Origin of the sequence: Archaeoglobus veneficus SNP6 (assembly GCF_000194625.1) — an archaeon.
Lineage (GTDB): Archaea > Halobacteriota > Archaeoglobi > Archaeoglobales > Archaeoglobaceae > Archaeoglobus_C > Archaeoglobus_C veneficus.
In genome coordinates this window covers 467,548-489,499 of record NC_015320.1, presented here as the reverse complement: position 1 = coordinate 489,499, position 21,952 = coordinate 467,548, and the positions used below count along the sequence as shown (strand labels likewise).

The following is a 21,952-nucleotide window of genomic DNA, read 5'->3' as shown; positions in this document are numbered from 1 at the left end:
AATCCTTGTTTTATGAAGACCTCGAAAAAGAATTTAATAACCTAGAAAATTAGCATACTATCATGAGGCGAATCTCACTTATGGAACCAATACTAACTGAGGAAATGATAAACTCTGCCGTAAACGCTCTTAAAAATGAAAGATTTCTGAAAGGCAAGAGTGTAAATGAGTTCGAGAATTATTTTTCTGAATTTACGGGAGTTAACCATGCTATTGCCGTGAATAGTGGAACAACCGCTTTACACTTATCTCTAATAGCCATGGGGATAAAATCTGGGGATTACGTAATTACCACTTCAGCCACATTTATTGCTACTGCCAATGCAATAGCATACCTACACGCAAAGCCAGTATTTGTAGACATATCTATTGACACATACAATATTGATCCTCAAGGAATTGAAGACGCCGTGAGAAAACACGGAGATAAAGTAAAGGCAATTGTTCCTGTTCATCTTTATGGATATCCTTGTGAAATTGATGCAATATTAGAGATTGCTGAAAAATGCGGCTTAAAAGTTTTAGAAGATGCATGTCAAGCCCACGGTGCAATGTATAGGGGTCAAAAAGTTGGCTCATTTGGAGATGCTGGGGCGTTTTCATTCTATCCGTCTAAAAATATGACCGTGGCCGGAGATGGCGGAATGATTACCACAAACAATGAAGAGATAGCAGAGATAGTAAGGTCACTTAGAGACGTTGGCAGATCAAAAGCTCATCAATATCTGCATGAATATATAGGCTACACAGCAAGAATGAATACTGTGAACGCTGCAATTGGAAAGATCCAAGTAAAATATCTTGAAGAGTGGAATGAGGCAAGAAGAAGAATCGCCAAAGAATACAACAGAAAACTGGATGGGATGGGGGATATTATTCTCCCACCGAAATGTAGCAGTAAAATAAAGCCAGTATACCACCTATACGTCATTAGAACGCAGTATCGTGACAGTCTCAAAGAGTTCTTGGAGAGCAGAGGTGTAGAATGCGGCATTCATTATCCTATCCCAGTCCACTTACAACCGCCGTACAGAAAGATTGGTTACCACGAAGGTATGTTTCCCAACACCGAAAAATGGGCGAAAGAGGTTTTAAGTTTGCCTATGCATCCGAATTTAAGTAATACAGATATCGAGTATATTGTAACCTGTATAGAAGATTTCTTCAGGGTGGTCAAATGAAAATCGGTGTAATAGGGCTAGGACGGTGGGGGACGAAGGTTGCAAGAGAATACATTGCGCTAAAAGATGAGGGTGCAATAGATTCGATTGTTTTATGCGATACTAACGAATGTAGACTAAAACAATTTGCAGACGAAGCCATAGCATTAAATCAATTAAATGGAGTGCTTTCGAAAGTAGATGGGATCCACATCTGCTCCCCAAACTCTACTCATTACGAGATTGCCAAAAAAGCGTTAGAATCTGGAGTTCATGTTCTGGTAGAGAAACCTATGACTACAAACCACAATGAAGCGTATGAACTCGTGGAAATCGCTACTGCAGAAAACCTAATACTTCAGGTTGGACACATTTTCAGATTCGCAAACGTTATTAGAAAGATTAAGGAATTATATGACAATAGATATTTTGGCCAAGTTTATTATTTTAACCTGACATGGACTCACCTAATGCCATATATAAAAGGAGTAGATGTACTCTGGGACCTCCTACCACATCCTTTGGACATACTAAACTTTATTACAAAGGAGTGGCCCACGGAATTTATTGGTGTTGGTAGAGCATACAGGAGAGAGACGTTAAATGAAGCAGTCTCTATACAGGCAGTATATGGTGATGGAAAATTTGCGAACATACATCTGAGCTGGATCAACCCCATAAGACGGAGAATACTCGAGATAGTTGGCTCTAAACGAACGGCTTTAGTAGAATGTGTAAAACAAGAGATAAAAGTCTATGAAAACAATGAAAAAACATTAGATGTCAAAGCCAATAATACGATCAGAGAAGAAGCTTTGAACTTTATCAAAGCAATAGAAACTGGAAAGAATAATTTTAATTCAAGTATAGTTGGAGCAAGAAACGTAGAGATGATAGAAAGAGCTATAAATTCGCTAAAGTGATGATCATGGAGCGGAAACAAAGGTATTCCATTATTGTTGATGCTGAGATTGGTGAAGGTACGATTGTTTATGATCAAGTTAATCTATACAAATGCAAGATAGGCAAAAATTGCAAGATAGATGCTTTTGTATACATAGAAGAGGGAGTCGAGATAGGGGATGAATGCAAAATACGTCCTTTTGTGTTTATTCCTACCGGTGTGAAGATAGGCAACAGGGTGTTTATAGGGCCAGGTGTAATATTCACCAATGATAAATATCCCCAAGCCAAGGGCGAGTGGGAGTTGGAGAAGACTATCGTCGAAGATGATGCATCCATAGGAGCTGGTGCTGTAATACTACCGGGCGTAAGGATTGGCAAAGGAGCAATAATAGGTGCAGGAGCCGTGGTTACAAAAGATGTACCGCCGAATGCAATAGTTGTTGGTAATCCGGCGAGAGTGGCAAGATACAAAAGGAGGAAGGCATGATTACAGAAAAATTGCCAATATCTGTGGTTATGCTGAGCTACAACTCGGAGAAAGAAATCAAAGATAGCTTAGATAGTGTAAAATGGGCAGACGAAATAATTGTCATAGATTCATACAGCAGAGACAGAACAGTAGATATAGCTAAAGAATGCGGTGCCAAAGTGTACCAGCACGACTTCTTAGGTTTTGCTAAAGAATGGGAATTCGGGATATCTAAAGCTAAAAATGAGTGGGTGCTTATTTTAGCTACAGATGAAAGGATACCAGAAGAACTTGCGGATGAGATAAAAGAAGCAATAAAAAATAGCGACTATGATGGATACAAAATTCCCCGCTTGAATTATTACCTCGGTTTTAAACTCAAGTTTACTACATGGCCAGACTACCAGCTTAGACTGTTCAAGAAATCACGAGCAAGAGTTGTTGACAGAGAAGTCCACGAGCATGTTGTTGTGAATGGAAAAGTTGGAAAACTTAAAAATCCAGTTATACACTTGCCCATGGAGACAGTAGAAGATAGAATCAATAAAATGAACAGATACACAACGCTTGAAGCAAGGCAAATACTCAAAGAAGGTAGAAGAATTACTGTCGCACACTTAATATTCCTACCGTTATGGACATTCATTTACAGGTTTTTCATTCGAGGGGGTTTTTTGGATGGTGTAGGAGGGTTCGCATTCTCCATTAATGCGGCATACTACTCGTTTATAGCACATTTTAAAGCATTTAATATCAAACTCAAAAATAAAGAACTATAAGTTTTTTGAAATTTTTGGCCCTGTTTCATCATACTTGAAATTTCACCTCCAGTTGTTGTGCCATGGAATGTTTATCCCTTCAAGCTCCCTGTATGCAAACAAAAGTATGTTCTTCATACGCCTTTTGAAGAACCTTGAAACTCTCCAGAATCCTTTTTCTTCCATCTCCTCAACGAATTCATTCAGAACTTTCTCCGCTTTAATTATTCTGCTCTTTAAATCAGGCTTATCAAGAGAATTCTTAAGCCTTAGCAGGATTCCCTTAACTTCGTTAACGCACTTCTTCCTGACGCTTAATTCCACTCCATGCTACCACAGCTTGTAGTTAACCTCTCTCCAGACACTAATTAAGTCTATCTACCTCTCATTGAAACGGTTCAGCTCTATATCAGCATCTCCTACGATTGCTGCATTGATGCTGTGCCTATCCTTCATCTGTTTGTAGCTCTCGTTGACTCCAACAGCAACACTCTTTCCCGCAACTACCTTTACTTCGAGCTTTCCTGAACCAGATTTAGGATTAACATGGAGCTTTGTGCCGTCAGCTGATACAAAGTCATCGTATTCAAATTTAGATTCATAGCTCAATTCCTGAACTCTCCTCCATATCGTTGAGTGGGAAGGAGACTCTGCCATTCTTTGCCTTGAATCTCTGTAGCTCATGGATATGGCATAATCGATGGTTATTGCTGTTATGTCAGGCTGGTATAATCTTTTTCCGTCGAATTCTACAAGGCAATACAAAGGACAGATAGTTTTGCCGGTCGATTTGTTCCTGACTTGTAAGAGTGAAGGTTGTTTTTCCCAACTGCGTTACGATTGTTCTCTTCTCCTTCTGCTGTTTGTGGTAATCATTTTTTCCATATCCTTTCTGCATTGAGTTAATAAGAAGGTTGTCTATCTCCTCCAGAACTTTTCCAAGGATTTCCGCTTCAATTCCTCTTAAAGCAGATGTCAGCTCCTGAATGGGAATCTTTTTATTCTGGATGTCTATTGTTAGCTGTAAGGGAATCTGTATTTGCAGCTGCATGGGTGGGGTTAAATCCCTGCCCTTTTTAATTTCCAAGGAAGATGTGACAGCACCAATAATTTAAAAATCTGATATAGATTAAAAGCTACAGATCAAAAAATAATATTATAAGTTCCTAACGAAAGTGTTTAAAGCTTTTGGAAGTCGCCATCTGAAAAAGAACGTGCAGAGGTTAGAGTATGGGGTTTGAAAGCGTAAAGTACACACTCGCCGCAATATGGAGAAATGGACGATATTTGTACTGGTGGAAGAACCGTTTCATTGAATTAATTTTAAGCAAGATACTTTTCAGAAGTAATGATGGAACATATATTCTAAACGAGGACTGGAATAATCTCATCATACTCGACGCTTGTAGATACGACATTTTCGAGGAAGAAATTAAACGAAGAAACTTAAAAGGTAAATTAGAACATAGAATTTCAAGAGGTACAGATACCCCCACCTTTCTCATCGAAAATTTTGGCGATGGTAAGTTTAATGACATAGTCTATGTTACAGCAAATCCCTTCGTCAATAAATTCCTAAAAGATAAGTTCTATAAAATAATTCCCGTTTGGGATAAAGGCTGGAGTGACCAGTATCGCACAGTATTGCCCTCCACAGTCTACGAATATACACTCAAAGCATTAGCGAAGTACCCTGATAAGAGATTGATAATTCATTTTATGCAACCCCACCATCCCTTTATCGCTCTCGGAGATATCGGCGATGAAGGTTTCAGAAGTCATATAGTCTCAACACAAACTGGAGAACGTACATCACGAGATGTAACCGTGTGGGACTTATTGGAAAGAGGAAAAATTAGTAAAGAAAAAGTATGGTGGGGATACAAAAAAAATCTTAAACTCGTCATGCCATATGTTGAAAAATTAATCAATATATTGCCTGGAAGAACCGTAGTTACCAGCGACCACGGTAACGCCATAGGGGAATATATCCATTCGTTAATTCCTCTTAGAGTATATGGCCACCCATCTGGGGTAAGAATTGAGCCACTGGTGAAAGTACCATGGTTTATCGTGGAGTCGAAAGATAAAGACAGATACAATATTGAAAAAGAATTGATTGCAATAGGTATTAAAAAGCTTAAGCAAGATAAAAAAATATAGGTGTACTAAATGGTGTTGATATCAGTAGTAATTGTTAATTACAATGGACTAAAATTTTTAGATGATTGTATAAAAAGCTATTTAGATCAAGATCTCAACAAAAAACATTACGAAATAATTTTAGTCGATAATGCTTCTACAGATGGTTCTGTAGAATTTATAAAAAATAAATTTCAAAACATTGCTGTAATTGAACTTGAGAAAAATTATGGTTACGCTGGAGGTGCAAATAAAGGAGCAGAAAGAGCGAGGGGCAGATATGTGGTAATATCCAATGTTGACGTTAAAGTTCCCAGAAACTTTTTATCAGCAGTTATTTCAGAGTTCAGAAAAGATCCGAATTTAGCAGTTATCGGTGTTATGACCTCCGAAGATTTTTTAGAAAAATCATTACATAGTATCTGGGGCACATATGTCAAAAATGCTTGTGATGATAGTGACAAACTTTTTGGGTTGGGTTGTGTACTTGCGTATAATAGAGAAAAGATGGGTCTACCATTTTTTGAAGAATATTTCATGTATCATGAGGATGTGTCTATATATTTAAGAGCAAAACTTTTAGGATACACCACCAAAGCTTTGAAAAAACCCCTGATCTGGCATGCCGGAGGGGGTATAGCAAGTTTAGAAAGATCTAAATTGAGAGTATATTATCTTAACAGAAATAGGCTTCTAAACATGTTGATTTTTTATTCAACAAAAACACTTTTGAAGATTATGCCCGTTATATTACTCATGACGGTTTTTAGTCCAATATACATCATTCTATCTTATCCAAGATCGCAATGGTTCTTGAAGGAGTACTTCAAAGCTTATCTCTGGATCATTCTAAATATTCGCGGAATTATTAAAAGAAGGACTGAAGTACAGAAGCATAGAAAGTTTAACGATGATCAGGTGCTCAGGTACTTTACATGCAAGATTGCAGCGGATTCAAACACACTCAATAAATTGGTTGAGGCCTATACACGACTTCTAAAAATCCCATGTTATGAACGTTCTTTAAAGAATTGATAATTATCCACGTTATCTCCTTCCACTTAACGACGTAACAAGTAATTCGAACATTGGTCATCGGGAATACCCACCTCAGTATTTGAGTTTAAGGCAATTATGGGCTTTTAGGCTTTAGTGAGTCCATAGTGTCTCTGGAATTCAGATAACATTTAAATATTGCTGAAAATGACTAAAAAAGCAGAGAGAAAAATAAGTAGCGATAAAAGAGGGGGAAACGCATGTCCACCAATAGGATAAGATTATGTAGAATGATTGATTTTCCAGTAGTTACGGACTACAGAGGAAATTTGACATTTATCGAAGAATGTAAGCATGTGCCTTTTGAAATTAAAAGAGTGTATTACTTATATGATGTTCCAACTGGTGCAACTAGAGGCGGACATGCCCATATAGAACTAGAACAGGTGATAATAGCATTAAGCGGAAGTTTTGAAGTAATAATAGACGATGGCTATACAAGAAAAAAAGTTTTTCTCAATAGACCTCATTATGGCTTGTATATTCCACGAGGGATTTGGAGGGAGTTGGTTAACTTTTCTTCAAACTCTGTAGCTTTGGTATTAGCATCAATGCCATACGATGAAAAGGATTACATAAGGGACTATGAGAAATTCAGAAAAATGGTGAGGGAGGGATTTTGGGATGAATCCGATAAAAGAGTTGCAGAGAAAATATCAAGATTATGACAAGCATTTAGCCAGAATAAGGGAAAAACTAGAAAAGAAAGGAGTTTTTATCCATCCAAATGCAATTGTTGAGAGCGAGAATATTGGAGAAGGAACAAGAATTTGGGCTTTTGCTCATATTCTTCCAGGAGCAAAGATTGGAAAGAGCTGTAATATTTGTGATCATGTATTCATAGAGAGTGATGTTATAGTTGGCGATAACGTTACTATAAAAAGTGGAGTCCAATTGTGGGAGGGTGTAAGGATAGAGAATAACGTGTTTATAGGGCCTAATACTACTTTTACCAATGACCTACGACCGAGGAGTAAAGTATATCCTCCCGAGTTCATTAAAACCCATGTAAAAGAAGGTGCAAGTATTGGGGCAAATGCAACGATAGTATGTGGCGTGACCATTGGGAAATGGGCAATGATTGGTGCTGGAGCAGTAGTTACTAAAGATGTTCCAGATTATGCTTTGGTCTACGGTGTTCCGGCAAAAATAAAAGGTTATGTATGTGAGTGCGGAAGGGACTTACACTTTGAAGAAGACACAGCGGTATGTGAATGTGGAAAAAGGTACAAGAAAGTAAACGGTAAGGTGTGCGTGTGAAATGATTCCATTTGTAGATCTAAAGCGAGAATACCAAGAAATTAAAGAAGAAATAGATCAAGCAATACAAAGAGTACTGGAGAGAGGGTGGTTCATTTTAGGAGAAGAACTTGAAGCATTTGAAAAAGAGTTTTCTAGTTATATTGGAGCAAAGTATGGGATAGGCGTAAATTCTGGTTCTGATGCTTTATATTTGGGAGTTAAAGCCCTTGGAATCGGCAAAGGAGATGAAGTTATAACCGTTTCTCATACATTTATATCCACAGTAGATGCCATCGTGAGAAATGGAGCAAAACCAGTATTTGTGGATATAGACCCTGAGACATACACTATCGATGTATCCCAAATTGAAAAAAAGATAACAGAAAGAACAAAAGCTATTCTACCAGTCCATTTATATGGCCATCCTGCGGATATGGGTTCAATAATGGAGATTGGTGAGAAGTATAGTTTATTTGTAATTGAAGATGCTTGCCAAGCACATGGTGCAGAGTATAACGGTAAAAAAGTTGGTAGCATAGGTGACATAGGTTGCTTTAGCTTTTATCCTACTAAAAATCTTGGAGCTTATGGAGATGGCGGTATAGTTGTTACAAATGACGACGAACTTGCTAACAAGTTGAGAACGCTAAGAAACTATGGATCGTCCAAAAAATATTATCATGAGTTTGTAGGTGTAAATAGTAGACTGGATGAAATTCAAGCAGCAATATTGAGAGTGAAATTAAAATATTTAGAAGAGTGGAATGAAAAAAGGAGAAACATTGCTAGGTTGTATAATGAATTTTTGGAGAGTTCTGATTTAGTTACACCTACCGAAAAAGAATATGCTAAACATGTTTATCATCTCTATGTGATAAGATATAAGGAAAGAGATAAACTACAACAAAATTTACTAAAATGCGGGATACAAACTCAGATACATTATCCGATACCGATGCATAGGCAAAAAGCTTATTTGGAGTTGGAATACAATACCAGCTTGCCTGTAACTGAAAAAATATGTAATGAAATACTTTCTCTGCCTATGCATCCTTGGTTGAGGGAGGAGGAGATTAGAAGAATATCTAATTGCATCGGTGAGTTCTTATGGATGTCAAACTCAAGAAAGAGTTAGAAAATTACAATTATCTTAAATCAAAAGCTATAGCAGCATTTAGAGAAGGCAAACTTGAACAAGCTCTTGACTATGCATATGTTGCTGCCACCTATGCTTGGAGTGTCCATCTTGGGATATGGTACGACGAGGAGCTGGAATATTTGCTCTCAAAAATTGGTGAATGTGTAAATGAAGGGAAAGATAAATTCAAATATAATTTAAACAAAAATCAAGAAAAGCAGAAAGACGTGAAAAGCATCGCATATGTGGTTAGCTCTCTAAATGATGTGGGTGGACATTCTGAAGTATTAAGACAGTGGGTAGACATACTATCAAATTTTGTTAATGATCAATATCTATATATCACAAATGTATCCAATCTGCCCACAAAGTACTCTTACTTAAATAATTTCAAAAATAAAGGCATTACAATTAAGCAGTTAGACCATAACGATAGCTATGTAGATCGAATAAAAGAATTAATTGAATATCTTGGAAATGATCTACCAGATATTACAATCTTGTTCATAAATCCAAATGATGTCATTGCTGTTACAACACTACTAACCATCCCTAATAAACCATATGTTATTTTCTTTAATCACGCTGACCACGTTTTTTGGCTCGGTAGAAATATTGTTGACTTGCTTGTTGAATGGAGGAGCGAATCAGTGAAATATTCCAAGAAGTTTAGGAAGATCGATAAATCCTGCATCGTTCCACTTACAACCAACATCAAACCTCAAAAAGTCTCAAAAACCTTTTATGATATTCCTGAAAACTCAACCTTATCAATTTCTGTAGGAAATTTCTATAAAGTACTTCGAGATCCAGACTGGGATTTCTTTAAAACAATAGAAGAACTCTTAGAAAAATTTCCTAACCATTATCATTTATTCGTAACGAACCCCCCTCCTCGAAATGTTCTGGAAAAATACCTACCTGCTGATCCAGATACTAGGCAGAGACTCATAATAGATGGACCTTTGCCCCATTTAGAGGCAGTATATGGCGTTGCAGATTTTCTCATAGAAACTTTCCCCTGCGCTGGGGGTATGGTTAGAGTCGAAGCAATGGCGTGTGGACTACCTATTATTGCAATTAGAAATAAGAAATTTTCGCTTCTGTCTGAAACAGATGCTTTACCGCCAGATTATCCTTTTATAGCTTCTACAGAAAAAGAGGTAGTAAGGTATAGCTCTGAATTCATCGAGAATCCAGAAATACGAGACCAAGTGGGCAAATGGCTTTACAAATATTACAAACAAAAATTCAGTCCTGAAAAGGTTCGCGAAATTTTAAGTAGCATAATCAAAAATAAAATCAATGGTGAAAATAAAGTTGAAATGCAATCTAACTTTGAGGAGTTGAGTTACAATTTAGAATATGCTTATTCATGGTCACGAAAGAACAGCAGATTCGGACCTAACAGGAATTTACTTTTTCAATCAATACTAAAACAATCAGCATTTTCAGGAAGACACAGATTTAAATTTTATATTGAATCTATAAAAAATAGAGAATTTATATCAAAAAAAGAGTTAGTTGGAAGCATCGTTTTAGCAGTTGTAGGATGGCGTGGAGGAATATTGTGTAAATCACTGGTTTTAAAAAGGAGGATGAAATTCAATGTCAAAAAATAAGAGAGTAATTGTAATCGGTTTAGATGGAGCTACTTGGGATTTGATTAAGCCCTGGGCAGATGAGGGAGAATTGCCAACATTTAAGAAGTTGATGGAGGATGGGGTTTGGGGATATTTGGAATCAACAATTCCCCCAATAACAGGTCCGGCATGGGTCTCTTTTTCAACTGGAAAAAATCCAGGAAAACACGGGATATTCGATTTTGTGTACTTTGAAAATGGGCGTTTAAAGCTCCATACATCAGAGGATATTAAATGTAAAACAATTTATGAGATCCTATCTAAAAAGGGCTTAAGGAGTGTTATAATCGGTCTCCCTTTGTCGTTTCCACCACCAGAGGGATTTAATGGAATTATGGTCTCGGATTTTCTATACCCTCATAAGGAGATTTTTCCTAGTAATAAATTAGAGTATATAAAAGACTACAAAGTAGTTCCAGATTTATCTAAGAGAGGTGTTAAATTAATTGAAGATATGGTCGAAACCGCTAAAAAACAGATACAAGCTGCAAAAAAAATGTTGATTGATGAAAAATGGGATTTTTACTTTTATTTATATCCTCTGACGGATAGTATTTCACACCATTTTTGGAAAGAACTCAAGGGCAACACAAAAATAGGGCAAACAGCCAGAAAAATATTTCAGATTGCGGATGAGTTTCTTAGTTGGCTTTTAGATCAAATCGACGAAAATACAATATTAATCCTTATGTCCGATCACGGATTTGGAGATTATTCGTATAAAATTAATTTAAATATTATTTTCAAGAAGTATGGATTCTTAAAAACCAAAATAGTTGAAAATCCTTCAGAGATAGATGAAACTTTAGGAGAGCATGTTATGAATAATTTATTGCATAAAAAAGTTCGGATACTCTCAATTCCTAAAGTCCTTTTTAAATTAGCAACTTTGCCCTTAATAAAACCTATTGCAAAGGCTATTTTCGGCTTTATTTTCAGACAAAACAGGGTTCAAATCAATCCAGAAAAAATTGATTTCAATAATTCAATAGCTTTTATTCCCACTTCGGAATCGTTAGGCATATATGTTAGGGATGAAAATAGTCGAAAGAAGCAAGAGATCACCAACAAAATAATGTCAATTTTAAATGAACTTGAATTTAATAAACAAAAAGTTTTTAAGAAAATTTTAAGAAAAAATGAAGTTTATTCTGGTCCGTTTGTTGAATCTGCGCCGGAAATTTTACTAATTCCTAATGGGTTTTTTGTTTCACCTGCTCTGAGGGGGAATATTTTTGAAAAATTCGAGCCATGCTCTTTCCATGATATATATGGAATTTTCCTTGTTTATGGTCCTGGCATCAAAAAAGGTTACAAAATAGAAAATGCGAAGATCTACGACATAGCTCCAACCATTCTCCATATCCTCGGCCTACCTATCCCCAACGATATGGATGGCAGAGTGCTTATGGAAATATTTGAACCTAACAGCGAGCTAGCGAAGAGGCAACCAGTTCACGTAGATCCATCATACTATGATAAAAAGAGCGAAGAAGATAGATTAAAGTTAAAGATAAAAGAGTTGAAGTTTAAACGGAAAATCTAAACAAACCTCTTCAAAACCCTCTTAGCCCACGTCAGATCCACACCAAGTCTCTGCTCGATAGACAGCATAATCATAACATCCTCCTGGTCGAAGCTCCTTGTAAAAAGAAGCGAAAGAAGGTATATCACCACAAAAAGAATGAACAACACGGGAAGCATCCAACCCTCAACTTGAATCAAGGTTTTTGAAATGAGGTATATCAGCAGAGCAACTGCTAACGAAATAAAGGCAGGCTTAACATAATTCTTTGTAAACGGGTGTATTTTGTAATCTTTGTATAGTTTAAGCGAAATCATAGCATTCGCAGTTGCGTAGGTTGAGGCTGAAGCAATAGCGGCTCCAGTAATTCCAAATAGAGGTATTAGAATTAAGTTTAAAACGAAATTAATAACTGCTGCAATAAAACCTGCAATTGTGGGAAACTTTGCCTCTCCCGCTGCAATCAGTGTCAAACCGTTTGGTCCGAGCATGACATGAGTGAAGAAACCTAAAGCGAGAGCTCTGAGTGCATAAGCTGCTGGAACGTAAGCTTCACCATAAAGCAGCCAGAGAACAGCATCGGGGAAGAAGAAAAGCACCAGAAAAATTGGCAGCGATGCGGACATTAACCATTTTGTTACAACAGCATAGGTTCTTCCCATCTCTCTGAGTTGATTCCTCGCATAGAGTTGCGAGACAATTGGAAAATAGAGAAAACTTACAGAGGCAAGAAAGTTCTGCATAAGTCCCGCAAGAGGCTGCGCTCCATTGTAAAGACCGACATCAGAGGAAGCCAGGTAATAACCTATCATAAGTGTGTCTGTCCAGGTTATGAGCATCCCAAGTATGGATTGAATTAAAAGTGGTAACGAAAAGAAGATTAGAATTTTGAAGTATTTAAATACACTCTCCGAAGTTTTGAATTCAACATTTCTGAGAGAGTAAGTAAGAAAAACAATCCCTGAAATCACGATAGAAAAAAAGTAGGCCATAACTACCCAGTAAAAAGACATGCTGAGAATGACCATCGCAACAATAAATGCCACTCTCAAAGTATTGGGTAACAAATCGCTGAAAATAACCTTAACATCTGCTCTTTCGTAGGTACGGAAAATAGAGACCAGTGTTCTGTTTAGCATTGCTACCGGTAGTGCAAAAGAGAATATTTTGAGTGTCCAAGAAACATCCGGCATTCCAAAGAATTCTGCAAGTACGTCTGATAAAGCAAAAAGACCGGCGGCCGCAAGAAGGCCCGATATAGTGGACAGATAAATCCCTGCTCCGAATACGGCTTTTACCTTCTCGAGGTCTTTTTTCCCAAGAAAGTAAGATGCCTGCCTTGTTAGCCCCTCAGGCAAACCCATGCTTGCAATAGTGCACAGTATGGTGAATACGACCAGCGAAAGAGAGAGAACCCCAAACTGAGAAGGAGAAACATATCTTACTACAATAATTCTTCCAATAAATGCAATAAATAAGCCTACTATCGAGCCGATGAAAAATATAGCCGCACCTTTTGCCACTCTTCTCAGTGAGTCTCCTACTGTATCGCCCACGTCCACACGTGTTGTTATGGCTTTATAAACTCTATGACCAAAACCTTGAAGCCCCTACTTATGCGGTGGGTAGAACCAGTCCCACGGCTTGCCACACCTCGGATCATCTTCTCTGCCATTTATAACTTTAGGCACAACCGTGGGGTCGTTCCAAGGTCTTCTAACTTCATCTGGATTTTCGTAGTCGTAGAGTTTGTTAACAAAGTAAACGAGCATTGCTGGTTCGTTCCCAACAGCTTTAAACCCGTGCCAGTAGTGGCCGGGAACTCTAACAATCTGGGGATTCTCGCCTGTCGAAACGATTTCGTTCAGCTCTTGAGTTTCGTCATCGTAAGCACATATCTTGATTGCCCCTTTCACGCAGACGAAGTAGTCAACTTGCCCCCTTTCGTGTTTGTGCCACGCTCTAACGATTCCGGGGTATGTGATGGATAGGTTAGCCTGAACTATTTCATCCTCAAATATTTCCCAGTCCTTACGCATTATCTCGGTGAAGAAACCTCTTTCGTCGGCGAACCTCTTTAAGGGTTTTACAACGATTCCGGGAAGCATGAGTTCACCTCTTTATTATGTTTTCAATAGCATTCAAAACCTTATCCAAATCTTTCAAGGGATTTCCAGATAAATACGATGGCTTAATTTTCCCGTCAACATCGTGAAAGTGGTCTGGATACGTATCTACGGATATGTGATGGGGTGCATTATCCCATCCGATTATTCTTTTGTTATCTTTTATCAGCGTATAGCTGTATTTTCCAAGCGTTTGATTGTAATATGTATCGAGAACGTATCCATGAACCAAATAGGCCCTGACCTTCGTTCCCAAAAATTCCACTTTTAACACGAAATCGTAATCCAGCAATCTCTTTGCAACTTCTTTAAGGATTTCAGTCATTTCAGCTCCTCTATGAGCTTTTTTAGTTTTTCCACTTCCTCAACAGCATTTCTCCACTCTATGCTGTCTTCCCAAATTTCATGGTTATCAATAGGCACACCTTCTCTTTCGATTTTCTTTTCCAGCTCATCCAAAGAACATTTGTATTTTTTCTCAAATTTGGCAATAACAGCTTCGTAATATTCGAGCTCGTTGAGAAGCCTCTTCACAATCTCTTCACGAACTTCTTGTCTTATTGAGATCATAATTATTCCTCTCTCTTAAACCTTAAAAACGTTTATGAAAAGTACCTCAACCCCCCTGAAACCTCTTCAAAGGCTTGATGACTACAGGAAGCATTATTCAACCTCCACTACTTCCAGAAACTCAACCCTTTTAAAATCTCCATCGAACGTAGCTATTTTCCTTATTCTATAGTGCTTGCATGTGGCAGCAATTAAGGCATCGTTTGGAAGTAGCTTACAGTTCCTCATCAGTTCCCAGATTTTGGTGACGTTCTGGTAATCCCTTAATACTGTAATGTAAAAATCATCCAGCAAATTAAAGAACTTCGTTAGTTATTCCATAAATGGCTCGTATCCTCTATCGGAGATTGTAAAAAGCTGGTCCTCAAGCTCAAAGATTTTGCTTGCTTTATCAGTTAGTTTTGTTTCAAATAGAAAATTGTAAAAACATTCGTGTCTACCATTACCACTGTACCTGCGCCTCCTCTTCGAATTCTCTTAACTCTTCAGTGTCTGCTCTTCCAAAAACGCCCCTGTAGGATTCAATAACTTCTCTCCTTCCTTCGCCAATCGTAATTTTAATTCTTGTCTTCTCCTTCAGATCAACTTTCTCAAGCGGTTTGAACACTCCGTTCTCATATATTACTTCGATGATCTTTGGCATTTTTACCACCTAAGACATTTCTTCTTTTAACACCTTCAAAGCCTTCTCAAGCGCATAGGGTTTCTCGTCCAACAGTTTTACGGCCTTTGAGGTATCGAGGGATGAATCTTTTGGCCTTACAGCAACCCAGTTTATCTCTTCCATCTTGGATGGCGTTATAAGAGTTTTATCGAGTCCAAACACATCGGCAAGTGTTTCGGCAAATTCAAATCTCGAAACTCGCGTAGCTCCTGCCAGGTGAAATACGCCCTTAAGACCTTTCTCAGCAATCTCGAGCATCATCTTCGCAAGATTCGTGTTTAAGGTGGGAGTTATGTACTGATCTGTTACTATTCTGACTTTTTCTCCGTTCCTCAGCTTGTCGATGAGCCAGAGAACGAAGTTGACCTTGCCGCTTGCAGGCTTCGCTCCGTAGATGACGCATGTTCTTGCTATACAGAAGTCTTTGCAGTACTGTTCGCCGAGAAGTTTCGTGTGGCCGTAGTAGTTTACTGGGTTTGTTTCGTCTTCTTCTCTGTACATTCCTTTCCTGCCATCGAAGACGTAGTCCGTTGAGACGTAAATTAGGAACGAGTTGAGTTTTCTCACCGCTTCGGCTATTGCTTTTGTGCCTTCAACGTTGATCCTGAACGCGAGCTCTTTCTCCTTCTCACATTTATCTACATTCGTTAGGGCTGCGGTGTGCATTATGACGTCGGGCTTAGCATCCTTTATTGTTTCAAAGATCGATACCGGGTTGGAGAGGTCTATTTTTACGGGTTTGCCAGCAGAAGGGTGGTTGTGGCAGTAGCCAGAGTAAACCTCGTAACCCTTCTCAAGGGCAATTTCGGCGATTCTGTGGCCGAGCAGACCACTTCCACCTGTGATGAAGATCCTCATGCTACCACTTCAACTTCCATGGTGTGGGGTGAAGAACTCTTTCGTCGGCTAAAGGCTTCCACCACCATTCGTTTTCTAAATACCAGTTTACAGTTTCCTTTATCCCTTCTTCGAAGCTGTGTTTTGGTTTCCAGCCGAGTTCGTTTCTTATCTTGGAAGAGTCGAGGCTGTATCTGATGTCATGTCCCGGTCTGTCTTCGACGAATTCTATCAGGTCTTCGTCTTTGCCCATGATGCTGAGGATTCTGGTTACGACTTCGAGGTTCGTCTTCTCCTCTCCGCTGGATATGTTATAAATTTCGCCCTTCTTTCCCTTTTGCATGACTGTATTGATGGCTTCGCAGTGATCCAGAACGTATATCCAGTCTCTGACGTTCTTGCCGGTGCCGTAGATGGGGATCTTCATGTTCATTGCCGCCCTGATTATTGTCTTGGGTATGAGCTTTTCTGGAAATTGGTAAGCTCCGTAGTTGTTTGTACACCTCGTAATCATCGCATGCAAGCCGTAGGTTCTTGCGTAGGATAGAACGAACATGTCTGCTGCTGCTTTGCTTGCTGAATAAGGTGAAGAGGGTCTTAACGTATCGTCTTCTTTAAAGGAGCCCTGCAGGATGTCGCCGTAGACTTCATCCGTGGATATATGGACGAGCTTGGCGTTGGGATTGCATTTTCTCATGGCCTCGAGAATCGTGAAAACTCCTACAACGTTGCTTTGAAGGAATGAGTATGGATTTGATATGCTTCTGTCGACATGGGTCTCTGCGGCGAAGTTCACGATAGCATAGACGTTCTTGATTAGGTTTGATATTAGATCATAATCTGAGATGTCTCCCTTTACGAAAGTGTATCTGTCGTCGTTTTCTACATCTTTCAGGTTGTTGGGGTTAGATCCGTATTTTAAAGCATCAACGTTGATCACTTCTACGTCAGAATAGTTACTAAGAATGTATCGGATGAAATTGCTGCCAATGAAGCCCAGGCCGCCAGTGACAAGGAGTTTCATATTCATCACAGCACTACCTCTGAATTGTCTCCAACCACAAATCTGTACCCTCTCGGTTTCAAATCGTTTTCCCTGATTCTAACGCCCCTGCCTATCAGACTCTCAACGATCTTACCTGCTTTGGTCACCTTACTTCCCTCCATCACAACGCTATCTTCAATCTCTGTTTCCACGATTTCACAGTTGTTGCCTATTGATGTGTATGGGCCAATGTATGAGTTGGATATAACACAGTTCTTACCAATAATGCATGGTCCCTTAATCACCGAATTCCTTATTTCTGTTCCAGTCTCGATGACAACTCTTCCCATGATTTTAGATGATTCATCTACTGTGCCTTCATTTCTCGGCTGGATATCATCCAGAACGAGCCTATTTGCTTCGAGTATGTCTTCTGGCTTACCAGTATCCTTCCACCATCCTTTTACGATGGATGCTTCGACCCTGTAGCCATTTTCAACCAGCCATTGAATTGCATCTGTAATTTCAAGTTCATTACGCCATGACGGCTTAATGCTCTTGCACGCTTCGATTATCACAGGTTTGAAGAAGTAGATACCGACCAAAGCATAGTTGGATGGTGGGATACGGGGTTTCTCGATCAGTCTTTTCACCCTACCCTCATCATCGAGTTCTGCAACACCAAACTGCTGAGGATTCTCAACCTCCGTAAGGAGGATTAAAGAGTCCGGATTGAGTTTTTGAAACTTCTTTGCATGTTCAACAATCCCATCCCTGAGTATGTTATCGCCTAAGTACATTACAAAACTATCATCGCTAAGAAAATCCTCTGCCACTAAGATTGCATGGGCCAAGCCCTTAGGTTCACCTTGGTAGATGAACTCTATTTCAACATCCCAGTCTACCGAGTTGACGGTTTCAATAACCTGCTCCTTATTGGGCCCAAGTATTATTCCTATCTCTTTCACTCCTGCTTCGATTACATCTTCAATCGCATAAAATAGGACGGGTTTGTTTGCAACTGGGATAAGCTGTTTTTGCTGAGAATATGTCAGAGGGCGTAAGCGAGTTCCGTGGCCGCCAGAAAGGATTAAGGCTTTCATCATTACATTTTTTGAGCAGATTTGCATTATATGATTTTTTCGTATGGTACTTAGCCCATGCTTAATAGATAAGAGATTTTGGTGTTCGGTTAGCCGCCCTGCAGTTGCTCGCATACTACACGGCGAAGAAAAGGGGCTGCGAGATAGATAAGCCGAGAAATCTGGCGAAGAGCGTGACTGTTGAGTGACTTTACTGTCCATTATTGTTCTACTTACAATTTAGAGTAAATTGGTAATGTCCCGTTAGAAGGTAGAGAAGTTGTTTGTTTTTGATATGGAGGGTGTGATTGAGATTGGATTGTGAGTTGATGGAACACCACAACAAAAAGGTGTAAATATCGAGAATAATAATGAACTTTGGTGTCTCTATGCAAAAATACGTGGATTTTGGATCGGGATACCAACCCTCCTCCCGCGATAAAGCAGAGAGTATGGGGCACCTGATAGAGAAATGGCTGGGTAATCCAATTTCGAAGACAATACTCAAATTTTGCGCTTCAAGATGCAGCTGCGGAAGGAGGATAGAGTTGGCATTGAGGAAATACGCTGGCGAGGAAGTGAAGTTTTGCTGGAGGTGCAACATCGCCTACAGACTGGTTAAGGCAATTCTGGATAGCATACTGTCCAAGCTCGATATCGAAAAGGACATTGTTATGCATAATCTCAAAGACCCGATGTGGAGAAGAGGACTCTCGTCTGTATTAGAGGGGATAGCAAAGTATGGCCCGCAAAAACCCTTTACAGCCTACGCACCATTCCTTATCGTCTGGAACTTCACAAATGCCTGTAACTTGAGATGCAAACATTGCTACCAGAACGCCTCTAAACCCACGCCAGATGAGCTGACCACTGCCGAAGCTCTAAAAGCCGTTGACAAGATGGGCGATGCTGGTGTTGCGTATGTCGCAATGTCCGGTGGAGAACCTCTGGTGAGGAAGGACTTCTTTGAAGTCGCAGACAGGATAAGAGATAATGATATGGCCTTCTCACTTGCAACCAATGGCACACTGCTTACCAGAGAAAATGTAAGAAAACTTGTTGATTTAAACTGTCTGTTCATCCAGATATCTCTGGATGGCGCCAATCCAGAAACTCACGATTCTTTCAGGGGGAGGAAGAGCTTTGAGAGAACTATTCAGGGGATAAAAAATGCTGTTGAATCTGGCATTACTGTCGGAATTGCCACAACGGTGACGAAGCATAACTTAAAAGAGGTTTTTGAAATCGTGGATCTGGCCGAGAGGCTGGGTGCTAAGATCTTTATGCACTACAACTTCATCCCTACTGGAAGGGGTAAGGAGATAATAGACCTCGATTTGTCTCCAGATGAGAGAGAAATTTGCTTACAAAAATGGCGTCTGAGACCTTGAAGAGAGATCTCCTTACTATCTACAGCTCCGCAGTACAGCAGGGTGTGCACTCAGTTTTCTGCGGTTAGCCTTACGCACTTTGACACGTTTGGACAGAGAGACAGCGATTTGGGTTTTTTGGCAGAGTTCGTTGGTGGTTGTGGAACCGGCAGGCTCTACTGTGCGTTGCAGCCCAATGGTGATATCACCCCATGTGTTTTCATTCCGGTGGTGGTGGGGAATATAAAACATGATGACCTTCTGGAGGTCTGGCACAACTCAGAGGTCTTCAAAAAAATAAGGGACAGAAAGAGCTTTGTGGGTTGTGGAACATGCAAATACGTTAACATTTGCGGAGGATGCAGAGCCAGGGCTTTTGGATACTATGGAGACCTCCAGGCTCCAGATCCGGGCTGTATAATAAACAAAAGGTACTGGGATGCGATTACTTCCAGCCTCACTGAGCTGCTCTCATGAGCGGAGCCTCTTGTTTCAGAGAACTTGGCTACTTTTCGACACACTTTTATCAGAACCTCCCAAGATGGATAAAATGAAGGGAGTGGAGTGGCTTAGGAGATATATCAAGGAAGAATGTATTGATGCGGAAATTATAGAAGTTGGCAAAGCTTCAACAGTCAACGAGGCTGCAAAAGAGTTGAGCTGCAGTAAAAGGGAGATAATAAAGTCTGTTGTTCTTGTTGCGGAAGGTGAAGCTGTAGTTGCAATTGTTGACGGTTCTTCATCGGTGGATTTAAAAAGGGTCGAAAAGCTGATTGGAAAAAATGTAAGAATTGCGAGAAGAGAGGAAGTCTTGCAGTTGACAGGGTTTCCAGCCGGTGGCGTTCCGCCAGTGGGACATGACTGCAGAGTGTTTATTGACGAGAGGGTTCTCAAGAACGAGAGGGTTTATGGTGGTGGAGGGGATGAAAGACATCTGCTTTCGATTTCTCCTTCTGAGATAGTAAGGGTTGGAGCAGCCGTGGTGAGGATAAGGAAGTGAAGGATTAAACGACCCCAATGGAGAAAATAACCAATCATCTCCCCCTGATTGCCAGAACTATGCCGAGCAGTACTACGAACATGTAGAGGTAAGCTTGAGGTTGCAGCGATTGATGGAGAACCAAGTATGCGAGAATCGTCGCTCCCACAGACTCACCAATTACGCTTGCGGTAATCGGAACGACCTTCATGTACCTCAAGATGTAATTTATAAGCGTGTGTCCAAGCGTCATGGGAATGATTGCAAGGAGGAGAAAGTACACCCAGGTTTCGGCACTATAACCGAAGAGAGGGTGGCCGCGGAGGAGGGAAACGAGCAGTGCTACAATCGCAGCCGATGCATATGTCAGGAGTATGTAGGCACTGAAATCAATCTTTTTTCTTGCAAACCTGCCAGTTGTGAAGTAAACACCACCGGAAACCGCTCCGATCAGGGCAAGAACTACTCCTATCGGTTCTGAAGATGGGTCAGCGCCACTCAGGTAGTAAACGCCTACGATCGCTATAATTACTCCAAGAATCTGATTCGGTCGGGGTGTTTCGCCAAGGGCTGCCGAGAAAATGGCTGAGAAAAGTGCATGAGTGCACACAATGGTCGTACTAACAGCAACCGATGCATGGAACAATGACTCCATCCACGAGACGAAATGAATGCCCAAAGCTATCCCTGCTGTTGTTGGGAAGAAGAGCACCCTCACGTCCTTTGGAATGTTTATTGAGCGGTTTACTGCGAGAAATACAGGTATTGATAAAACAAGCCTCCAGAATGCCGTAACAGAGCCAGGTGATCCGGCTAAAACAACCAAAATGGCAGCAGATGAAATTGACAGTATCGCGAGTATCAGCATGAGCAGAAGTTTGAGTCTTTGCATGACCGGTGTTTTCTGACGGACAACTTAAAATCTTAAACCTACCATTCAAGAATTTCTCGATCCTTTGCAAAAGAGATATCGACTCTGTTAACTTTTTGAAAGCTTTGGGACAATTGTCTCCTCCTCTCCCAGATTTAGAAACGTGGTGTTGTCGGATTCATGGGATGCCACGGATATGGAACACTGGCGTCAGCAAAAACTCTTACACATAACTGGTGCGAAAAAGCTGCAAGGGGGGCTGCAAGCCAGCTAAAATCTGGAGGAGATTTCTATGCAGTGCTGGAAGTCGAGGTAGATTGAGGAGTCATTGAAAGAGTGAACGTCGTGAAAACTGTGGAGTTCTGATTGATTTTTTGCCCATAAGTCCAACAGATTTCTCCTATCACGTACCCTCAGCAATCCTGGAAA

Annotated in this window: 27 protein-coding genes and 2 pseudogenes; 16 read left to right on the top strand and 13 right to left on the bottom strand. The window is 39.9% G+C overall.

From position 1 onward, the window contains the following. Nucleotides 1–80 precede the first annotated feature (80 nt). The 5 genes and pseudogenes from ARCVE_RS02795 to ARCVE_RS02780 all read left to right on the top strand — a co-directional run bounded on the left by ARCVE_RS02795 (nucleotide 81) and on the right by ARCVE_RS02780 (nucleotide 3,314). A complete protein-coding gene (locus ARCVE_RS02795) occupies nucleotides 81–1,181 on the top strand; it encodes a DegT/DnrJ/EryC1/StrS family aminotransferase (RefSeq protein WP_048086148.1) in 1,101 nt (366 codons plus the stop codon). Next, complete coding sequence (locus ARCVE_RS02790) at nucleotides 1,178–2,083, top strand: Gfo/Idh/MocA family protein (RefSeq protein WP_013683261.1); 906 nt, start codon at nucleotides 1,178–1,180, stop codon at nucleotides 2,081–2,083. The genes ARCVE_RS02795 and ARCVE_RS02790 overlap by 4 nt, the downstream gene beginning before the upstream one ends. Beyond that, nucleotides 2,083–2,262: pseudogene (locus ARCVE_RS11835) on the top strand (N-acetyltransferase); the annotation flags it as partial. The gene ARCVE_RS02790 and the pseudogene ARCVE_RS11835, both read left to right, overlap by 1 nt. Before the next feature lie 39 nt (nucleotides 2,263–2,301). Then, nucleotides 2,302–2,553 (top strand): annotated as a pseudogene (locus tag ARCVE_RS11830) (acyltransferase); the annotation flags it as partial. Then, a complete protein-coding gene (locus ARCVE_RS02780) occupies nucleotides 2,550–3,314 on the top strand; it encodes a glycosyltransferase family 2 protein (protein ID WP_013683259.1) in 765 nt (254 codons plus the stop codon). The pseudogene ARCVE_RS11830 and the gene ARCVE_RS02780, both read left to right, overlap by 4 nt. A 42-nt stretch (nucleotides 3,315–3,356) precedes the next feature. Here ARCVE_RS02780 and ARCVE_RS02775 read toward each other — a convergent pair whose 3' ends face one another. From ARCVE_RS02775 to ARCVE_RS02765, 3 genes are read right to left on the bottom strand one after another with little or no spacing between them, the layout of a single operon-like run. Then, a complete protein-coding gene (locus ARCVE_RS02775; RefSeq protein ID WP_048085517.1) occupies nucleotides 3,357–3,617 on the bottom strand; it encodes a hypothetical protein in 261 nt (86 codons plus the stop codon). Nucleotides 3,618–3,671: 54 nt separating this feature from the next. Then, on the bottom strand, nucleotides 3,672–4,058 hold the full coding sequence (locus ARCVE_RS02770; RefSeq protein ID WP_156785997.1) for a hypothetical protein: 387 nt from the start codon (nucleotides 4,056–4,058) through the stop codon (nucleotides 3,672–3,674). Next, a complete protein-coding gene (locus ARCVE_RS02765; protein ID WP_048085514.1) occupies nucleotides 4,012–4,380 on the bottom strand; it encodes a hypothetical protein in 369 nt (122 codons plus the stop codon). Before ARCVE_RS02765 ends, ARCVE_RS02770 begins: the two co-directional genes overlap by 47 nt. Nucleotides 4,381–4,523: 143 nt before the next feature. Between ARCVE_RS02765 and ARCVE_RS02760 the strand changes: the two genes are divergently transcribed. The 7 genes from ARCVE_RS02760 (at nucleotide 4,524) to ARCVE_RS02730 (ending at nucleotide 12,060) form a co-directional block, all read left to right on the top strand. Beyond that, nucleotides 4,524–5,456 carry a hypothetical protein gene (locus tag ARCVE_RS02760; RefSeq protein WP_013683257.1) on the top strand — a complete coding sequence of 311 codons (933 nt, stop codon included), beginning with the start codon at nucleotides 4,524–4,526 and terminating at the stop codon, nucleotides 5,454–5,456. Between the two features lie 9 nt (nucleotides 5,457–5,465). After that, nucleotides 5,466–6,470, top strand: a complete 1,005-nt coding sequence (locus ARCVE_RS02755; RefSeq protein WP_013683256.1) for a glycosyltransferase family 2 protein — start codon at nucleotides 5,466–5,468, stop codon at nucleotides 6,468–6,470. A 221-nt stretch (nucleotides 6,471–6,691) separates the two neighbouring features. Beyond that, the gene (locus ARCVE_RS02750; RefSeq protein ID WP_013683255.1) at nucleotides 6,692–7,159 is read left to right on the top strand and encodes a sugar 3,4-ketoisomerase; all 468 of its coding nucleotides are present in this window, start codon (nucleotides 6,692–6,694) and stop codon (nucleotides 7,157–7,159) included. Beyond that, a complete protein-coding gene (locus ARCVE_RS02745) occupies nucleotides 7,116–7,751 on the top strand; it encodes an acyltransferase (protein ID WP_013683254.1) in 636 nt (211 codons plus the stop codon). Before ARCVE_RS02750 ends, ARCVE_RS02745 begins: the two co-directional genes overlap by 44 nt. Before the next feature lies 1 nt (nucleotide 7,752). After that, nucleotides 7,753–8,868, top strand: a complete 1,116-nt coding sequence (locus ARCVE_RS02740) for a DegT/DnrJ/EryC1/StrS family aminotransferase (RefSeq protein WP_013683253.1) — start codon at nucleotides 7,753–7,755, stop codon at nucleotides 8,866–8,868. After that, on the top strand, nucleotides 8,841–10,493 hold the full coding sequence (locus ARCVE_RS02735) for a glycosyltransferase (RefSeq protein WP_013683252.1): 1,653 nt from the start codon (nucleotides 8,841–8,843) through the stop codon (nucleotides 10,491–10,493). Before ARCVE_RS02740 ends, ARCVE_RS02735 begins: the two co-directional genes overlap by 28 nt. Beyond that, nucleotides 10,480–12,060, top strand: a complete 1,581-nt coding sequence (locus ARCVE_RS02730) for an alkaline phosphatase family protein (protein ID WP_013683251.1) — start codon at nucleotides 10,480–10,482, stop codon at nucleotides 12,058–12,060. Before ARCVE_RS02735 ends, ARCVE_RS02730 begins: the two co-directional genes overlap by 14 nt. On the opposite strand, the gene ARCVE_RS02725 is transcribed toward ARCVE_RS02730, so the two are convergent. From ARCVE_RS02725 to ARCVE_RS02685, 9 genes are all read right to left on the bottom strand, one after another. Then, nucleotides 12,057–13,601, bottom strand: a complete 1,545-nt coding sequence (locus tag ARCVE_RS02725) for a flippase (protein WP_198002015.1) — start codon at nucleotides 13,599–13,601, stop codon at nucleotides 12,057–12,059. The genes ARCVE_RS02730 and ARCVE_RS02725 overlap by 4 nt on opposite strands. 48 nt (nucleotides 13,602–13,649) lie before the next feature. Further along, nucleotides 13,650–14,147 carry a polysaccharide biosynthesis C-terminal domain-containing protein gene (locus ARCVE_RS02720; protein WP_013683249.1) on the bottom strand — a complete coding sequence of 166 codons (498 nt, stop codon included), beginning with the start codon at nucleotides 14,145–14,147 and terminating at the stop codon, nucleotides 13,650–13,652. A gap of 4 nt (nucleotides 14,148–14,151) precedes the next feature. Then, nucleotides 14,152–14,490 carry a toxin-antitoxin system TumE family protein gene (locus ARCVE_RS02715; protein ID WP_013683248.1) on the bottom strand — a complete coding sequence of 113 codons (339 nt, stop codon included), beginning with the start codon at nucleotides 14,488–14,490 and terminating at the stop codon, nucleotides 14,152–14,154. Then, the gene (locus ARCVE_RS02710; protein ID WP_013683247.1) at nucleotides 14,487–14,735 is read right to left on the bottom strand and encodes a hypothetical protein; all 249 of its coding nucleotides are present in this window, start codon (nucleotides 14,733–14,735) and stop codon (nucleotides 14,487–14,489) included. Before ARCVE_RS02710 ends, ARCVE_RS02715 begins: the two co-directional genes overlap by 4 nt. Before the next feature lie 93 nt (nucleotides 14,736–14,828). Then, on the bottom strand, nucleotides 14,829–15,029 hold the full coding sequence (locus ARCVE_RS02705; protein ID WP_013683246.1) for a PIN domain-containing protein: 201 nt from the start codon (nucleotides 15,027–15,029) through the stop codon (nucleotides 14,829–14,831). A gap of 148 nt (nucleotides 15,030–15,177) precedes the next feature. Then, entirely contained in the window at nucleotides 15,178–15,378 is a 201-nt protein-coding gene (locus ARCVE_RS02700; RefSeq protein WP_013683245.1) for an antitoxin family protein, read from the bottom strand. A 9-nt stretch (nucleotides 15,379–15,387) separates the two neighbouring features. Then, the gene (gene rfbD, locus ARCVE_RS02695) at nucleotides 15,388–16,257 is read right to left on the bottom strand and encodes a dTDP-4-dehydrorhamnose reductase (RefSeq protein WP_013683244.1); all 870 of its coding nucleotides are present in this window, start codon (nucleotides 16,255–16,257) and stop codon (nucleotides 15,388–15,390) included. Between the two features lies 1 nt (nucleotide 16,258). Further along, entirely contained in the window at nucleotides 16,259–17,260 is a 1,002-nt protein-coding gene (gene rfbB / locus ARCVE_RS02690) for a dTDP-glucose 4,6-dehydratase (protein ID WP_048086145.1), read from the bottom strand. 5 nt (nucleotides 17,261–17,265) lie between these two features. Beyond that, nucleotides 17,266–18,324 carry a glucose-1-phosphate thymidylyltransferase gene (locus ARCVE_RS02685; RefSeq protein ID WP_048086144.1) on the bottom strand — a complete coding sequence of 353 codons (1,059 nt, stop codon included), beginning with the start codon at nucleotides 18,322–18,324 and terminating at the stop codon, nucleotides 17,266–17,268. Between the two features lie 431 nt (nucleotides 18,325–18,755). On the opposite strand from ARCVE_RS02685, the gene ARCVE_RS02680 reads away from it, so the two are divergent. From ARCVE_RS02680 to ARCVE_RS02675, 3 genes are all read left to right on the top strand, one after another. Continuing rightward, nucleotides 18,756–19,694 carry a radical SAM protein gene (locus ARCVE_RS02680; RefSeq protein WP_052302957.1) on the top strand — a complete coding sequence of 313 codons (939 nt, stop codon included), beginning with the start codon at nucleotides 18,756–18,758 and terminating at the stop codon, nucleotides 19,692–19,694. 117 nt (nucleotides 19,695–19,811) lie between these two features. Continuing rightward, nucleotides 19,812–20,150, top strand: coding sequence for an SPASM domain-containing protein (locus tag ARCVE_RS10990; protein ID WP_198002014.1), 339 nt, complete (start codon nucleotides 19,812–19,814; stop codon nucleotides 20,148–20,150). A 73-nt stretch (nucleotides 20,151–20,223) separates the two neighbouring features. Beyond that, nucleotides 20,224–20,673, top strand: coding sequence for an aminoacyl-tRNA deacylase (locus ARCVE_RS02675; RefSeq protein ID WP_013683241.1), 450 nt, complete (start codon nucleotides 20,224–20,226; stop codon nucleotides 20,671–20,673). A 34-nt stretch (nucleotides 20,674–20,707) separates the two neighbouring features. Here ARCVE_RS02675 and ARCVE_RS02670 read toward each other — a convergent pair whose 3' ends face one another. Next, nucleotides 20,708–21,544: a DMT family transporter gene (locus ARCVE_RS02670; protein WP_013683240.1), complete on the bottom strand. Its 837-nt coding sequence runs from the start codon at nucleotides 21,542–21,544 to the stop codon at nucleotides 20,708–20,710. A gap of 159 nt (nucleotides 21,545–21,703) precedes the next feature. Between ARCVE_RS02670 and ARCVE_RS11230 the strand changes: the two genes are divergently transcribed. Continuing rightward, on the top strand, nucleotides 21,704–21,844 hold the full coding sequence (locus tag ARCVE_RS11230; RefSeq protein WP_156785996.1) for a hypothetical protein: 141 nt from the start codon (nucleotides 21,704–21,706) through the stop codon (nucleotides 21,842–21,844). Nucleotides 21,845–21,952 lie beyond the last annotated feature (108 nt).

What these genes read in the sequence shown, in the direction of transcription:
- ARCVE_RS02795 (WP_048086148.1), top strand. Translation starts at nt 81, where the DNA reads ATGGAACCAATACTAACTGAGGAAATGATAAACTCTGCCGTAAACGCT.
- ARCVE_RS02790 (WP_013683261.1), top strand. Translation starts at nt 1,178, where the DNA reads ATGAAAATCGGTGTAATAGGGCTAGGACGGTGGGGGACGAAGGTTGCA.
- ARCVE_RS02780 (WP_013683259.1), top strand. Translation starts at nt 2,550, where the DNA reads ATGATTACAGAAAAATTGCCAATATCTGTGGTTATGCTGAGCTACAAC.
- ARCVE_RS02760 (WP_013683257.1), top strand. Translation starts at nt 4,524, where the DNA reads ATGGGGTTTGAAAGCGTAAAGTACACACTCGCCGCAATATGGAGAAAT.
- ARCVE_RS02755 (WP_013683256.1), top strand. Translation starts at nt 5,466, where the DNA reads ATGGTGTTGATATCAGTAGTAATTGTTAATTACAATGGACTAAAATTT.
- ARCVE_RS02750 (WP_013683255.1), top strand. Translation starts at nt 6,692, where the DNA reads ATGTCCACCAATAGGATAAGATTATGTAGAATGATTGATTTTCCAGTA.
- ARCVE_RS02745 (WP_013683254.1), top strand. Translation starts at nt 7,116, where the DNA reads ATGAATCCGATAAAAGAGTTGCAGAGAAAATATCAAGATTATGACAAG.
- ARCVE_RS02740 (WP_013683253.1), top strand. Translation starts at nt 7,753, where the DNA reads ATGATTCCATTTGTAGATCTAAAGCGAGAATACCAAGAAATTAAAGAA.
- ARCVE_RS02735 (WP_013683252.1), top strand. Translation starts at nt 8,841, where the DNA reads ATGGATGTCAAACTCAAGAAAGAGTTAGAAAATTACAATTATCTTAAA.
- ARCVE_RS02730 (WP_013683251.1), top strand. Translation starts at nt 10,480, where the DNA reads ATGTCAAAAAATAAGAGAGTAATTGTAATCGGTTTAGATGGAGCTACT.
- ARCVE_RS02720 (WP_013683249.1), bottom strand. Translation starts at nt 14,147, where the DNA reads ATGCTTCCCGGAATCGTTGTAAAACCCTTAAAGAGGTTCGCCGACGAA.
- ARCVE_RS02715 (WP_013683248.1), bottom strand. Translation starts at nt 14,490, where the DNA reads ATGACTGAAATCCTTAAAGAAGTTGCAAAGAGATTGCTGGATTACGAT.
- ARCVE_RS02710 (WP_013683247.1), bottom strand. Translation starts at nt 14,735, where the DNA reads ATGATCTCAATAAGACAAGAAGTTCGTGAAGAGATTGTGAAGAGGCTT.
- ARCVE_RS02700 (WP_013683245.1), bottom strand. Translation starts at nt 15,378, where the DNA reads ATGCCAAAGATCATCGAAGTAATATATGAGAACGGAGTGTTCAAACCG.
- rfbD (WP_013683244.1), bottom strand. Translation starts at nt 16,257, where the DNA reads ATGAGGATCTTCATCACAGGTGGAAGTGGTCTGCTCGGCCACAGAATC.
- rfbB (WP_048086145.1), bottom strand. Translation starts at nt 17,260, where the DNA reads ATGAAACTCCTTGTCACTGGCGGCCTGGGCTTCATTGGCAGCAATTTC.
- ARCVE_RS02685 (WP_048086144.1), bottom strand. Translation starts at nt 18,324, where the DNA reads ATGAAAGCCTTAATCCTTTCTGGCGGCCACGGAACTCGCTTACGCCCT.
- ARCVE_RS02680 (WP_052302957.1), top strand. Translation starts at nt 18,756, where the DNA reads ATGGGGCACCTGATAGAGAAATGGCTGGGTAATCCAATTTCGAAGACA.
- ARCVE_RS02675 (WP_013683241.1), top strand. Translation starts at nt 20,224, where the DNA reads ATGAAGGGAGTGGAGTGGCTTAGGAGATATATCAAGGAAGAATGTATT.
- ARCVE_RS02670 (WP_013683240.1), bottom strand. Translation starts at nt 21,544, where the DNA reads ATGCAAAGACTCAAACTTCTGCTCATGCTGATACTCGCGATACTGTCA.
- ARCVE_RS11230 (WP_156785996.1), top strand. Translation starts at nt 21,704, where the DNA reads ATGGGATGCCACGGATATGGAACACTGGCGTCAGCAAAAACTCTTACA.